The 13295-nt window shown below is 57.9% G+C and carries 14 protein-coding genes and 1 tRNA gene; 10 read left to right on the top strand and 5 right to left on the bottom strand.

Features of this window, described 5'->3' with window-relative positions:
• Positions 1–121 precede the first annotated feature (121 nt).
• From queE to IPM20_07780, 3 genes are all read left to right on the top strand, one after another.
• Positions 122–775: a 7-carboxy-7-deazaguanine synthase QueE gene (queE, locus tag IPM20_07790; GenBank protein ID MBK9131515.1), complete on the top strand. Its 654-nt coding sequence runs from the start codon at positions 122–124 to the stop codon at positions 773–775.
• Positions 694–1467, top strand: a complete 774-nt coding sequence (queC, locus tag IPM20_07785; protein ID MBK9131514.1) for a 7-cyano-7-deazaguanine synthase QueC — start codon at positions 694–696, stop codon at positions 1465–1467. The genes queE and queC overlap by 82 nt, the downstream gene beginning before the upstream one ends.
• A 130-nt stretch (positions 1468–1597) precedes the next feature.
• A tRNA-Lys gene (locus IPM20_07780) sits at positions 1598–1673 on the top strand.
• 326 nt (positions 1674–1999) lie between these two features.
• Here the strand turns inward: IPM20_07780 and IPM20_07775 are convergent.
• Positions 2000–2575, bottom strand: a complete 576-nt coding sequence (locus tag IPM20_07775; protein MBK9131513.1) for a hypothetical protein — start codon at positions 2573–2575, stop codon at positions 2000–2002.
• A 214-nt stretch (positions 2576–2789) separates the two neighbouring features.
• On the opposite strand from IPM20_07775, the gene IPM20_07770 reads away from it, so the two are divergent.
• Genes IPM20_07770 through IPM20_07755 form a run of 4 tightly spaced genes read left to right on the top strand, consistent with a single transcriptional unit; the run spans position 2790 to position 5114 of the window.
• Positions 2790–3734 (top strand): curli production assembly protein CsgG, encoded by a 945-nt coding sequence (locus IPM20_07770; protein ID MBK9131512.1) that lies wholly within the window; start codon positions 2790–2792, stop codon positions 3732–3734.
• Between the two features lie 8 nt (positions 3735–3742).
• Positions 3743–4066: a hypothetical protein gene (locus tag IPM20_07765; GenBank protein ID MBK9131511.1), complete on the top strand. Its 324-nt coding sequence runs from the start codon at positions 3743–3745 to the stop codon at positions 4064–4066.
• Positions 4063–4398: a DUF4810 domain-containing protein gene (locus IPM20_07760; GenBank protein MBK9131510.1), complete on the top strand. Its 336-nt coding sequence runs from the start codon at positions 4063–4065 to the stop codon at positions 4396–4398. The genes IPM20_07765 and IPM20_07760 overlap by 4 nt, the downstream gene beginning before the upstream one ends.
• Before the next feature lie 29 nt (positions 4399–4427).
• Entirely contained in the window at positions 4428–5114 is a 687-nt protein-coding gene (locus IPM20_07755; protein MBK9131509.1) for a DUF799 family lipoprotein, read from the top strand.
• A 68-nt stretch (positions 5115–5182) separates the two neighbouring features.
• Here the strand turns inward: IPM20_07755 and IPM20_07750 are convergent, their stop codons facing one another.
• On the bottom strand, positions 5183–5341 hold the full coding sequence (locus IPM20_07750; protein ID MBK9131508.1) for a hypothetical protein: 159 nt from the start codon (positions 5339–5341) through the stop codon (positions 5183–5185).
• 139 nt (positions 5342–5480) lie between these two features.
• Between IPM20_07750 and IPM20_07745 the strand changes: the two genes are divergently transcribed.
• Positions 5481–6068 carry an outer membrane beta-barrel protein gene (locus IPM20_07745; protein MBK9131507.1) on the top strand — a complete coding sequence of 196 codons (588 nt, stop codon included), beginning with the start codon at positions 5481–5483 and terminating at the stop codon, positions 6066–6068.
• Between the two features lie 142 nt (positions 6069–6210).
• Here the strand turns inward: IPM20_07745 and IPM20_07740 are convergent, their stop codons facing one another.
• On the bottom strand, positions 6211–7593 hold the full coding sequence (locus tag IPM20_07740) for an HD domain-containing protein (protein MBK9131506.1): 1383 nt from the start codon (positions 7591–7593) through the stop codon (positions 6211–6213).
• 351 nt (positions 7594–7944) lie between these two features.
• On the opposite strand from IPM20_07740, the gene IPM20_07735 reads away from it, so the two are divergent.
• Entirely contained in the window at positions 7945–9189 is a 1245-nt protein-coding gene (locus IPM20_07735) for a sodium:proton antiporter (GenBank protein MBK9131505.1), read from the top strand.
• 87 nt (positions 9190–9276) lie between these two features.
• Here IPM20_07735 and IPM20_07730 read toward each other — a convergent pair whose 3' ends face one another.
• Positions 9277–10308, bottom strand: coding sequence for an ATP-grasp domain-containing protein (locus IPM20_07730; protein ID MBK9131504.1), 1032 nt, complete (start codon positions 10306–10308; stop codon positions 9277–9279).
• Positions 10305–11354 carry a putative zinc-binding metallopeptidase gene (locus IPM20_07725; protein MBK9131503.1) on the bottom strand — a complete coding sequence of 350 codons (1050 nt, stop codon included), beginning with the start codon at positions 11352–11354 and terminating at the stop codon, positions 10305–10307. The genes IPM20_07730 and IPM20_07725 overlap by 4 nt, the downstream gene beginning before the upstream one ends.
• Before the next feature lie 168 nt (positions 11355–11522).
• On the opposite strand from IPM20_07725, the gene IPM20_07720 reads away from it, so the two are divergent.
• Positions 11523–13295: cbb3-type cytochrome c oxidase subunit I (locus IPM20_07720; GenBank protein MBK9131502.1), on the top strand; the 1773-nt coding region annotated here is incomplete at its 3' end.

Genomic DNA, 13295 nt, shown 5'->3' with positions numbered 1-13295 from the left:
ATCTCACGTATATCGGTTCAGGAAATTTTATTTCTTTCACTTGGTCCTGAATCCTCAGTCCTTAGTCCTGGTTTTCAGCAGGTGTTAAACTAGCGCCATCCCAACGCGTTTCCGCCGCCGCATGAAAGACCCGTCACCCCAGTTGCGCATTACCGAGATCTTCTTCTCGATCCAGGGCGAGTCGCGCTCGATCGGGTGGCCGACGGTGTTCGTGCGCCTGACCGGTTGTCCGCTGCGCTGTGACTACTGCGACACCGCCTACGCCTTCACCGGCGGCGAGTCGATGTCGATCGAGGCCGTGCTGGCCGAGGTGCGCCGGCATCCGGCGCGTCACGTCACCGTGACCGGCGGTGAACCGCTGGCGCAGAAGGCGTGCCTTCCGCTGCTGGGCGCGCTGTGCGATGCGGGCTACGAGGTCTCGCTCGAAACCAGCGGCGCGCTCGATGTCGCCGCGGTCGATCCGCGCGTGGTGAAGGTGCTGGACCTGAAGACGCCGGGCTCGGGCGAGGCGGCGAAGAACCGGCTCGAGAATCTCGCCCATCTGACGCCGCGCGACCAGATCAAGTTCGTCATCTGCGACCGCGCCGACTACGACTGGACGAAACAGATGATCGCGACCCACGGCCTCGTCGAACGCTGCGAGCTGCTGCTGTCTCCGGTGTGGAGTCGAGTGGATCCGGCGCAGCTTGCCGAATGGATGCTCGCCGACGGCGTGCCGGCGCGGCTGCAGGTGCAGCTCCACAAGATCCTGTGGGGCGAGGCGCGGGGGCGGTGAGCGTGTCCGCGACCGCCGGCCGCAGGCGCGCCGTCGTGCTGCTCTCCGGCGGACTCGATTCCGCGACCCTGCTCGCGCTGGCGCGCGAACAGGGTTTCGCCTGTCACGCGCTGAGCTTCTCCTATGGCCAGCGCCACGGCGCCGAGACCATCGCCGCGGCGCAGGTTGCCGACGCGCTCGGCGCGGTCGAACTGCGCGTCATGAGCCTGTCCGGACTGGGCGAGCTTGGCGGCTCCGCGCTCACCGACAAGACCATCGCGGTGCCGGAGGCGCCGAGCGCCGGCATTCCGGTCACCTACGTGCCCGCGCGCAACACGGTGTTCCTCTCGCTCGCGCTGGCCTGGGCCGAGGTGCTTGGTGCGCGCGACATCTTCATCGGCGTCAACGCCGTGGACTACTCCGGCTATCCCGACTGCCGGCCCGAGTTCATCGCGGCCTTCGAGCGGACGGCGAACCTCGCGACCCGGGCCAGCGTCGAAGGCGGGCGGTTCCAGATCCACGCCCCGCTGATCGCGCTGGGCAAGGCCGACATCATCCGCGCAGGCCTGCGCCTCGGCGTGGACTACGCGCTCACGGTCTCCTGCTACCAGGCCGATCCGCACGGCCGCGCCTGCGGGCGCTGCGACTCCTGCCGCCTGCGCGCCGAGGGGTTCCGCGCCGCCGGCGTCCCGGACCCGACGCGCTATGCGTGATATCCGGGGATCTCGGGCCGATTTCGGCTTGGCGCGGGCCGCGGTTTGCGGCTAAAATACCCCATCCCGCCGGAACCGCGGACACGATCCGCCCGGCCCGCACAATCCAGGCAAGTCAGATTACCCCATTGGGCCGTTAGCTCAGTCGGTAGAGCAGCGGACTTTTAATCCGTTGGTCCTGCGTTCGAGTCGCAGACGGCCCACCAATATCAATGAGTTAGGTCGCATCTGCCACAGTTCGTTAACGTGGCTGTAGATATGTAGCACAATTGTGCTGATCGCCGATTAAATACCTATTTAAAGTGATGTGGCATGCACGTCCACGGGCAAATGATTCTAACCCCGTTGGCCTGTTTGTAATGGGAAGTAAGTTCGGCAAAATTTATGAAGACATCCGAACTTATGACTAGCATGAATATATTGCGACTACTAATAGGCAAGTATTCAGGAGGGCTTAATATTAACCGCCGTACTTTTAGTAGACACTATGTAGCCAGCTCGAGTTGATATATTTGACCCAAGAAATATTTTCTTAAAATTCCATCCTGAAAGCTAGCTCGATATTTCGAGTGTTATCGCCTTTGCTATAACCAAGAATAAATGAGCGCTCATTATCAAACTTGATAAGAGTGCCAATGCTAAGCATGCTTTCGGTGTCATCGTATAAATCAATTACTTCTATGCTTGCATTTAACTCCACATTTGCATTAGTCGAATATCGCAACCCTGCCTCAGCAGAATAGCCTGTATCATCTGAGCGGCCGAGTGATTCAGTATCGACTTGTGCGTCCAATAATAATGCTTCGAAAACAAGGTCAGTGCTAGATGAAAGCGAATTATGAAATCCAAGTCCAATTCCGAATAAGTCAGTGTCTAAATCGAAGTCATAATTTCCTGTCTGAAGGGATGCAACTGCATTTATTTTCTGGTTGACAGCAAATGATCCCGATAAAGAGATCGAGCTTCCATCAACATTAGCTCCCTCAAGATCAATATCCGTATTGGTGTATCCAATTTGGAAATAGTTGTAGTTAAAATTACTTGCTAGAGCTGACATAGTGGTTAGTTGGAATCCAACCGCACACAAAATTTGCATATATATCTTCATTATCCCTCCTGGTTATTTCTGCTCATTAATAATCCTGGTAAGCAAAATAATCTATTGCGGGCCAAAGCTATACAAAGTCAGTTAGGTCCAAGTATAAGAATAATTTTGAGTATTCTAGAAATATCTAATTCCACGTGCTATTTTTCTCGGCTATAGACAATAACCATATTTCAAAGATCAACCAAAGTCTAAGACTTTTGTATTAGGAGGGGGGATGAAGAATAATAAGCTCGCTTCTATCTTTATAGTTTTGTTGCTCAGTGGTTGTGCGACCGCGACAAAACAAGTCATCAATAAGCCTGAATCATCCCCGCCACAAATAAGCCCAAGTGTTTCTGAGCAACCTGTAAAAGGTTTGAAGCGCAAAGTAGCTATTGCTCGCTTTTCTAACGAAACTAAGCATGGAAATAGTTTCTTGTTGGATGAGAATAATGACCGCATTGGTAAGCAGGCGATGGATATCTTGTCAGCCCGTCTAACCGATACAGGAAAGTTTCTGATGTTTGAGCGTCAAGATTTAAGCAAAATTAAAGCCGAGCAGGATATTGCGAATATCAGTGCTTCGATGGTTGGCGCTGACTATCTTATTATCGGATCAGTATCTGAGTTTGGTCGGACCTCGGTAAGTGAAGTAGGTGTTTTCAGTCGCAACTTAAAGCAGCGTGCCAATGCGACAGTAAACGTGCGACTTATCGATGTCACTACTGGGCAAATAGTTTTTTCACAAGAAGGCAGCGGTGAAGCCCTATCGGAAGCTAGCAGAACATTGGGGGTGGGTGAGGCTGCAGGATACGATTCGAAAATTGATGATCAGGCACTGTCTGCTGCCATTTCAAAATTAGTTAGTAACCTTGTTGAAAATCTCCTCGATAAACCTTGGGCGGCGTATATCCTGGATCAACAAGACGGGCAAATAATTATTTCCGGCGGGATTTCCCAAGGACTTAAGTCAGGCGATACATTAAGGGTAATGAAGCGAGGGCGAATGGTGAAGAACCCGCAGTCTGGTCTGGAAGTGGAGTTGCCCCGTCAGGAGGTCGCAACAATAAAAATTGAGTCTTTTGCAGGGAATGATAATAACGAGGTATCAATTTGCAGCTTGTCCTCAGGAAGTTTGGCGGGATTAAATGTTGATCAACTAATCATTCAGGAAAAGTGAGAGATCACATGAAAATTAACTTAATAGCGCTGAGCTTTCTGTTGCCATTATTTTTAGTTGGATGTGGGTCTTACAATGAGGCTGTTCAAGTGAATGATAGTGCCTATTTATTACTAATAGGTAATCCTGACGGCAATATAGTCCAAATAGACAATGGAGTTCCCGTTGAATTAGGGAAAGATACAACATCTTTCTCTTTGAATGGAAAGCAGGCTACTAAGATCCAAATTTCTACGGGCAAACATGCTGTAAAAATTACAAAGAACGGGACTGTTGTTGTTCATAGGGAGTTTTATGTGTCTACTGGGACCTCATTTGAGCTCGAGCTATGAAAAAAATAATCACAATATTGTCAGTTGCATTCATTGTTGGTTGCGCAACAGTCAGTCAATCCAACCTTTATTGGGGAAATTACTCGCATACGCTTTATGAATATAAAAAGAATCCGAATGACAACACAAAAATGGCACATCAAACCGAATTGCAATCTATCGTGGAAAAATCAAAGCAATTAAATTTGAGAGTGCCGCCCGGAATTTACGCTGAACTTGGTGTCTTTGCGATGGAGAGTGGGGATAGTAAATCGGCTAACCAATATTTTCTTTTAGAGCGAGAAACTTATCCGGAGTCTAGTGCGTTAATGGCGCACGTAATTGATAAGTGACGGCGCAAGAATCCTGAGGTATCTCGAAAATGAAATTATACAGCGTATTATTGCTTAGCAGTTTGTTATTGATGTCTGGCTGCGCTGTTCAACCATTAACAAAAGGCGAAGCATTCCCGGGGATGTATGGTGAAAAGCCAACTTCCATATTAGTCATTCCTGCAATCAATCACAGCACAGCTGCTGATGCTCCGATACTCTATTCGTCGACTATTAATGAACCGCTCTCAAACGCGGGATATTACGTATTACCAATTGAGGTAACAGATCGATTTCTGCGGAACGAGGGTCTAATTGAAGGTGAGCAGATATCGGAAATTCCGCCACAGAGATTTTCTGAACATTTTGGTGCGGATGCAGTGTTATATGTAATTATTGATATATGGGATACAAACTATTACGTGGTTGGTGGGAACGTGACGGTCGGAGTTCAATTCAGTTTGAAATCTACCAAGTCTGGAGAGACGCTTTGGGCCTATAAAGATCAGCTGGTGGTGGATACAAGTGGTGATAGTAATAATGGTGGTGGGCTGCTCGGCGCAATCATTGCGACTGCAATAAAAACCGCATCCCAGGATTACGTCCCTGTTGCGCGAAATATTAATGTTATTGCATTAAATGCTATTCCGTTCGGAAAATATCATAAGGCTCATGACAAAGATATGAGCATGAATATCCCGGCTGCTAAGGTGCAGAACTATAAAACCACACCCTAGCATCCGCGCAAGAGATGGGGCCATTCTCGATTGATTAATTTAATAGAGTCTGGCCGCATTGGATTTTATCAAATTATTTCTTGGCCTTTTAATTCCTTGACCTTGCGCTCGAGTCGCAGACGGTCCACCAAATTCAGAGCTTCAAGAATCTGCCCGGTTGGTTCGCCGACGTCATTCCGACTCATTTCGTTGCCGGCTGAATGTGATATCTCATTCGGTTCAGTCATCACCGTTTCGGGTGATCCACCTCGTTTGATCTCTCGGCTATGATGCCATTGCGCCGGGATCTCTCCGTATCGCGCTGAAAGGCATGCATGAATCTCGGGGCGGGGTGTACCAATGATCATAATAAAAAGGGGGGATGCCATGAAAAAGAGTATTGCATTAATCGTCTCGGCGGGTTTGTTAGGGGTGTCCGCGATCGGCAGTGCCCATGACCTTGAAAAGGGCACGGTAGAACTCGGTGGCTCCTTGCAGGCATCGATGACTTCATCAACCATCGAGATAGATGGTTTTGAGGATCTTGATCAGGATAGCACTTCGCTCGATATTCTGGCGCTGTATTATGTGTCCGATAATTTCGGTTTCGGGGTAACGTGGAATTACGATACCACCGAATTCTCCTCGGGTGGCGACTCGCTTCAAGTAACCAGTAATGAGATTGGCCCTGTCGCCGCCTACAACATCAGCCTGAATAGAAACGCCAGCTTGAAGTTGTTCGGCGCGTTCCTGATCGCCTCGGTGGAAGATGATACGATCTTTGGCGATGAGGTGACCATCGACGGGAATGGCTGGGCAGTAGGCGGGATGATCAGTAACTTTATCAATGATTACATTTCTGTCGATGCGACGCTGGTCTATGAAACACTTTCACTGGAAGAAAGTGATTCTGATACCGATGTAGACGTAAACGGATACACGGTTGGGGTGGGAGTTTCCGTCTATTTTCCGTAGGGATCCCTGAATAAGGAGGCGGTGTCCCGTTTGCCTCGTTTCTGATTCGCCCGGTAGGGAATTAGAGGCGGTCGGGCACTGTCTCCCTGGCAGCTGATCGCCACGGCTCCGCGTTCGCGCTGCGAACAGCCAATATGGAGTCTCAGTTTTTCAGTAACCCAATATCAGGCACGGTGTGCAGCAGCGCATCGAGGCAGTCGTTGTCGATGGCGATGCCGCGCTGCCGCTGCATGATGTCGATGGATTCTTCCACCGGGATGGCGCCGCGGTAGGGGCGGTCGGCGGTGAGCGCGTCGAAGATGTCGCACAGGGTGATGATGCGTGTCTCGAGCTTGATCTGGTCGGCGGGCAGGCCGCGCGGGTAGCCCTTGCCGTCCAGGCGCTCGTGGTGGGCGCCGGCAACCAGCGCCAGTTCCGCGAACGGGCTCAGGCGCATCAGGATCTCCTCGGTGTGTTGCGGGTGGCGTTTCACGGCCGTCCATTCCTCCGCGGTCAGCCCGGACGGCTTGTCGAGAATCGAGTTGCTGACGCCGAGTTTTCCGAGGTCGTGCAGGAAGGCGCCGCGACGCAGCCAGCGCCGGCGCTCGGGCGACAGTCCCAGGTGCTGCGCGATCAGGCTGGCATATTCGGCGACGCGGGTGCTGTGCCCGTAGGTATAGGGGCTCTTGGCGTCGACCACGCGGCCGAACCCGGCGGCGATGGCGTCGAGATAATCGTCGTCGACGATCATGCCCTTCGCGGTCGGCTCCAGTTCCGTGATCCGTTGTTCCAGATCGGGCGAGCGCAGTGTTTCCCAGAACGGGCCGTGCCGGCCCAGGCTTTCGAAGGCGCGCACGATCTCGGGATCGAACCAGCTGCCGCTGCGTCCGGCCACTTCCGCCAGCGCCCGTTGCGGTCCGCCGATCGAATGGAAGACGTCGGCCACCTGCGAGAGCAGGGCGATGCGCGAATAGAGCGGGATCGCCTCGCCGCTGAGGTGGAAGGGCTTCCCCTTGCCGTTCCAGTGCTCGTCGAGGCAGCGGATCCCGTGCGCGATGCGGTCGTTGAATCCGAGCTGCTGCGCGATCTCCGCGCCGCGCTCGCAGCGGGTGAGGATCAGCTCAGTCGCGAGCTGTTCTCCGTGCCGGGCGAGATGCATGATGTGGCGGATGCGCTCGCCGAGCTGTCGGCCGAGCGCGGTGTGCTGCAGCACGAAACGGGTGATCTCGACCAGTCGCTGTGAGTCGACCACCTTGAAGTCGCGCTTGGTGGCATGGTCGTCGTAGCCGTAGAGTTCGCACAGGCGGGCGGCATTGCTGCTGCAGCCGGCATCCTTCAGCAGCAGGGTGTAATAGAGATCCCACAGGTGTTCGGTATCGAGCCCGATCGTCTTGCCGATGTGGGTCCCGATCCAGCAGCAGCGCAGGCAGTGTCCGGGCGGCTGGCCCTCCGTCAGGTCGAGCGCGTAGCTGAAGGCCCCGATCACCTCGGAGAGCAGGATGTGTTCCTGCGCATGGATCAGTTTTCCCTCGACGCGGACGGCCATATCCCCTCCTGAACGCAAGACTTTTCCCGCGGCATCACGGCCAGCTTCGTACGCAAGTAGCATGCCAGTAAGAATTCGGGTTTCCTCTGGGAAATTACGGGATTTGCGCCTCAAGTGCTTTGTACGAAGACACGCAGGTTTGAGCGGATCCCGGCGAACGACGCGACAGGGACATTCGGCTCTGTCCGGTCTGTCGCCTGGGTCAGGGTCAGGCGGAGTCAGGCTCATAAATGCGGCAGGGTCGCAGGTCCGTTCGTCACCAGGAATCCGTTCCGTGCCCGGGAACGAGGCGGTCGCCCCGGCGTTCAATGATGCGTGGACGATCCGCCAGTAATTGATACACTGGTGCCAATGCTCGATATCGCCGCCATTTGTCTGGTCATCACCGCGCTGCTGGCCTATCTGAACCATCGGTTTATCAGGATCCCCACCACCATCGGCGTGATGGCGGCGGCGCTGATCATTTCCCTGTCGCTGGTCGCGCTCGATGCGCTGGGTATCGTGCACAGCCTGCGCGAGTACGAAGAATCGCTGGTGCGGTCGATCGATTTCACCGATCTGCTGATGCAGGGCATGCTGTCGCTGCTGCTGTTCGCCGGGGCCCTGCATATCGACCTCAGCGAGCTGCGCGCCTATCGCTGGCCGGTGGCCATGCTCGCGATCCTCGGAACGACGTTGTCCACGTTCATCGTGGGCGCCGGGATGTGGCTGGCGCTGCCGCTGGTCGGGGTCGAGCTGCCCCTGATCCATTGCCTGTTGTTCGGGGCCCTGATCTCCCCGACCGATCCCATCGCGGTCATGGGGATCCTGAAGACCTCCGGCGCGCCCAAGGAACTCGAACTGGTGATCGCCGGGGAATCGCTGTTCAACGATGGCGTGGGCGTGGTGATCTTCTCGCTGATCCTTTCCATGCAGCTGAGCGGTGAGGCCCCGACGTTCGGGCAGGGGCTGGAATTGCTGCTGCATGAGGCCGTCGGCGGCCTGATCTTCGGCGCCGCCCTCGGATACGTGGCATTTCTGTTGATGAAGGGCGTCGACAATTACCAGGTGGAGGTGTTGCTGACGCTGGCGACCGTGACCGGCGGGTATGCGCTGGCGAGCCATCTGCATCTGTCCGGGCCGCTGGCGATGGTCGTGGCGGGGCTGATCGTCGGCAACCACGGCCGGGCGCTGGCGATGTCAGAGACCACGCGCCAGCACCTCGACATGTTCTGGGAACTGATCGACGAGATCCTCAATGCGGTGCTGTTCGTGCTCATCGGCATGGAGGTCATACTGATCGCGTTTTCCGCCAATGTGCTGATCGCGACCGGTGTCGCCGTGGCAGTGACGCTGTTCGCCCGCCTGCTGACCGTCGGCCTGCCGGTCCGGCAATTGCGCAGGACGTTCGACCTGCCGCCGGGATCCTGGAAGGTCTTGACCTGGGGCGGCCTGCGCGGAGGCATCTCCGTGGCGCTTGCCCTGTCGCTGCCGTCGGGCCAGGAGCGGGATTTTATCGTCGCCCTGACCTACGGGGTCGTGACGTTCTCGATTCTTGCGCAGGGACTGAGTATCGGGAGCCTGACGCGGAAGGCGGTAATCCATTCCGGAAAGTGAATCAGGGCCCGATGTCATGGGCCCTTTCGACATCGGAGACGTCCCGCCGGATTCTCTACAGTTCGATTCGTTTGGTGTGATGTCTGATCACCGGTTCCTGAACGCGCTCAGGCCCAGATTGATCAGGCGCTGTATGAACTGGGGATAGCTCATGCCGGCCTTTTCGGCGGACTGGGCCATGTCATCGTCGCCGGAGAGGGCGGCGTTGGCATTGACGTCGAGCACGTAGACCTTGCCTTCCTTGTTCAGGCGCAGGTCGAGGCGCGCGTAGCCGCTGAGGTCGAGGATGCGGTAGATGCGCTTGCACAGCCTGGGGATCGCTTCGGCCATCCCGGCGGGCAGGGCGCGCACGAACTGGTAGTCGATGCCGTGGCGCTCGCGGTATTTCTCGTCCCACTTGACCTTGTAGGTGGCGATGCGCGGGCCGCCCTCGTCCTGGTCGCCGAACACCAGCTCGCGCAGCGGCAGCACCTGCAGCCGGTTGTGGCCGATCACCGTGGCGTAGATCTCGCGGCCCTCGATGAACTGCTCGGCGATGACGTCGCCGCCGGTCATTTCCTGCGCCTGGATCACGCGGGCGACGAGCTCGTCGGCGTCATGCACGATCGAGGCCTGCGAAATGCCGTGTGAGCCCTGCGCCAGCAGGCCCTTCACCAGCATCGGATAGGGCAGGGCGCGCGCTTCGCGCGCCGGGATGGTCCGTCCCCAGCGGAAGGCGCGGAACTGCGGCACGAGGATGCGGTGGTGGCTGAGCAGCTTCTTGGACAGCGCCTTGTCGCGCGACAGCAGCAGGCCGCGCGGGTTGCAGCCGGTGTACGGAATCTTCAGCATCTCCAGGTAACTGACGATGTAGTAGTCCACCGCCACGTTGCCCGCGAATTCCTCCAGCAGGTTGAAGGCGATGTGCGGCCCCCATTCGTCGATGGTGGCGCGGATCGGGGACAGGTCGTCGCTCACGCCGACGATGCGCGCCTCATGGCCGAGTTCGAGCAACGCCTGGTGGACATCATGCTCGGTGCGGTATTTGGGCATGCGCGGATCATTCGGGTCCGTCAGGTCGTCCGGCGGCACCAGGTCGGAGTGCGTGAGCACCATGACGCGCAGTTTTTTATTTTTCATAGATGGATGCGGAATCCGCCACTGTAGAGTTTTTGCAGGACGACCGAAGTGAGCAGGGCCACCAGGTCGATCTTCAGTTCCTGTTCGTCGCGCGCGATGCGCAGGTCGAGTTCATCGCAGCGACGTTCCATGCCCTTGAGCACCTTGCTGATGCGGTATTTATACTCCGCCGTCCAGCGTTCGACCACATCGATGACCTCGCGTTGCGTGCGGCGGATGTAACGTGAGGCCTTTTCGTTGCGGGCGTGCGCGGGGTCGGGGGAGAACATCTTGAGCAGGTCGCGGTCGGCGAATTCCGGGCTGTCGGAGCCGTAGCGCGCGACCTTGGCGGCATAGTAGTCACGCAGGGTGGTCCGTATCCTGCCCGTCGGCCGGTCCTCGCGGCGGTTGCTCAGCAGCGGGCGCCGGGAGCGGATCTCGCGCATCAGGGTGTCGACGTATTCGAGTTTCATCAGGGCCGGCCACAGGCGGTAGCGCCGCCGCCAGTCCGACTTCGGCCGCAGCCAGACGGCGAAGGTCTCGGCCCAGTCCTCGTGCGGGTGCGCCTGGGCGTACCAGTTGGGCAGGTTGTGCACGAAGCGCTTGCTGTAGGGCTTGGGCAGGTAGGTGTCCGGATAGGCGGCGTTGGGGCGGCCGAAGTGGCGCTTCCAGTCGGGCCGTTCGTGCAGGCGGTAGGCATTGAGCAGGGCGTGAGCGGTCTCATGACGCAGCAGGCGCATGCACCAGTCGCGCGTGCCGCCTTCCACCTCCATCAGGGCCTCATGTTCCAGGCGGCGCAGGCGCGGATGGGAAAGGAAGAACGGGATCGCGATGCCGGGCACGCCGTCCGGGCAGTACCACTCGTCCGACAGCCAGAAATGCGGGCGGAAGACGAAGCCGCGCTGCCCCAGTTCCCGGTAGAGCTGCTCGATGCGGGGCTCCAGCGACGAGCCTTCGATGCGCAGGCCGAGGTCGCAGATGCGCAGGTCGAGCAGCTTGTCCTTCGGCAGGCGCGTCCAGCGCCGGGGTTTGTGACGGGCGGCGGTCGATTTGCTCCGGGAGGCCATCGGCCAAGGATAAGGAAATGACGTCCGCCGGGAAAGGTTTTCCGGCGCCCCCGGATCCCCGATTGCGATTTATCAATGTCCGGGCCCCGTCCATGCCGTACCCTGCCCTCGATCACTGGCGCGGGCATGCGGGAATAGTCGTCGGCGAATATCGCGAGGCGGAGGCAGATGGCGAATCCGGAGCAGGCAGCCCCAGGGCTGGTCGATACCGATCTGGTCAGGCACTGGCTGTACTGGGGGCTGGCCTGGCTGACGGTGTTCCCGCTGGTCGGGCTGCTGGTCTCCATCAAGTTCCATAACCCCGAGTTCCTTGGCAGCGAACCCTGGTTCACGTTCGGACGGCTGCGCCCGGTGCACGTGAACGGCGTGATCTTCGGGGCCTTCAGCACCCCGTTCCTCGGGCTGCTGTATTATTTCGTGCCGCGCCTGGCCGGCCGGCCGATGGCCGGGATGGCGCTGAGCCGCTGGGCGCTGTGGGGCTGGCAGCTGTTTCTGGCCACCGGCACGGTCTCCTTCCTGTTCGGTCAGAACCTGGGTTTCGAGGCCGACGAATTCGAGTGGCCGTGGAACATCCTGCGCTGGATCGTACTCGCCATCATCGGCAGCCAGGTCCTGGTCACGCTGTTCCGGCGCCGCCAGGCCGGATTCTACGTCGCGCTCTGGTACACCACCGCGGCGCTGGTGTGGACCCTGATGAACCTGGTCCTCGGCAACGTCATTCTCCCCTATGTGGAGATGTCCGGCATCAGCAATGCCGCCCTGCATGGTCTGTATATCCACTACGTCGTCGGTCTGTGGATCACGCCCGCCGGACTGGCGCTGATGTATTACTTCATCCCGCTGGCCTGCAAGAACCCGCTCTTCAGTCACGCCCTGTCCAAGTTCGGCTTCTGGACCCTCGCGCTGCTGTATCCCTTCGTCGGCACGCATCATTACCTGTTCAGTCCGATACCCTTTCACAACCAGACGCTCTCCATCGTGACCAGCATGCTGTTGATCATCCCGGTCTGGGCGGTGGTCACCAATCTGTTCGGGACGGTGCTCGGCCGCTGGGGCGCCATCGCGCACGGCACCGATGCCGACAGCTACGGCGCGAAATTTCTCCTGCTCGGGGTCTTCTTCTATCTGGTCGGATGTTTTCAGGGATCTACCGAGGCACTGCGCCGCGTGCAGGAACTGACCCATTTCAGCGACTTCGTCATTGCCCACTCCCATTTCACCGTCTTCGGCACCTTCGTGGTCGCGGTGGTGGGGTCGATGTACTACATCTGGCCGCGCGTCACCGGCCGCCGGCTGTGGAGTGCGCGCATGGCGAGCTGGCACTTCTGGCTCACGGTGGCCGGCGCCAGCGTCATGGTGCTGGGCCTGACCGCGCAGGGTTTCGTCCAGGGCGGCATGCTGGAATACGGCGCCAATTTCGTCGACAGCGTCGTCGAGATGAAGCCCTGGTGGGTGACGCGCACGCTGGCCGGCGCCACGATGGACATCGGCTTCGTGCTGATGGTGGTCAACTTCATCCAGACCGCGCGCCATGGGGGCCCGTTCGTGGAGACTGCCGGCAGCGCGGCGCTGGCGGCCCGTCCGGCCGGCGAGGAAAGGCGCATCCTCAGCACGCCGAGCGGCGTGTTCCTGCTGCCCGGCATCACCTATTTCTTCGCGGCGGTGTTCGTCCAGGGGATCTGGCCTTCGCTGCTGCCGTCGACCAATACCCCGGCCGTGAAGGACGCCGGTACCGGTCTTACGCTGCGCGCGGTCGACTATTCGCCGACGGAGCGGCGCGGGCGCCGTGTCTATATCCGCGAGGGTTGCTGGTACTGCCATTCGCAGTATATCCGGCCGGTGACCGGCGAGACGCGCCGCTGGGGCCCATTGTCGCAGGCGGGTGAATATGTCTATGACCAGCCGCACCTGCTCGGCACGCGTCGCATCGGGCCCGATCTG

It is taken from the genome of Gammaproteobacteria bacterium, assembly GCA_016716465.1.
Lineage (GTDB): Bacteria > Pseudomonadota > Gammaproteobacteria > SZUA-140 > SZUA-140 > JADJWH01.
Note: the sequence above shows the minus strand (reverse complement) of the source record. Positions and strands in the feature narration are given on the sequence as shown.

Coding starts and splice junctions, on each gene's coding strand:
- IPM20_07750 (MBK9131508.1), bottom strand. CDS start 5,341: ATGACTGAACCGAATGAGATATCACATTCAGCCGGCAACGAAATGAGT.
- IPM20_07735 (MBK9131505.1), top strand. CDS start 7,945: ATGCTCGATATCGCCGCCATTTGTCTGGTCATCACCGCGCTGCTGGCC.
- IPM20_07755 (MBK9131509.1), top strand. CDS start 4,428: ATGAAATTATACAGCGTATTATTGCTTAGCAGTTTGTTATTGATGTCT.
- IPM20_07725 (MBK9131503.1), bottom strand. CDS start 11,354: ATGGCCTCCCGGAGCAAATCGACCGCCGCCCGTCACAAACCCCGGCGC.
- queC (MBK9131514.1), top strand. CDS start 694: ATGGATGCTCGCCGACGGCGTGCCGGCGCGGCTGCAGGTGCAGCTCCA.
- queE (MBK9131515.1), top strand. CDS start 122: ATGAAAGACCCGTCACCCCAGTTGCGCATTACCGAGATCTTCTTCTCG.
- IPM20_07740 (MBK9131506.1), bottom strand. CDS start 7,593: ATGGCCGTCCGCGTCGAGGGAAAACTGATCCATGCGCAGGAACACATC.
- IPM20_07775 (MBK9131513.1), bottom strand. CDS start 2,575: ATGAAGATATATATGCAAATTTTGTGTGCGGTTGGATTCCAACTAACC.
- IPM20_07765 (MBK9131511.1), top strand. CDS start 3,743: ATGAAAATTAACTTAATAGCGCTGAGCTTTCTGTTGCCATTATTTTTA.
- IPM20_07770 (MBK9131512.1), top strand. CDS start 2,790: ATGAAGAATAATAAGCTCGCTTCTATCTTTATAGTTTTGTTGCTCAGT.
- IPM20_07760 (MBK9131510.1), top strand. CDS start 4,063: ATGAAAAAAATAATCACAATATTGTCAGTTGCATTCATTGTTGGTTGC.
- IPM20_07730 (MBK9131504.1), bottom strand. CDS start 10,308: ATGAAAAATAAAAAACTGCGCGTCATGGTGCTCACGCACTCCGACCTG.
- IPM20_07745 (MBK9131507.1), top strand. CDS start 5,481: ATGAAAAAGAGTATTGCATTAATCGTCTCGGCGGGTTTGTTAGGGGTG.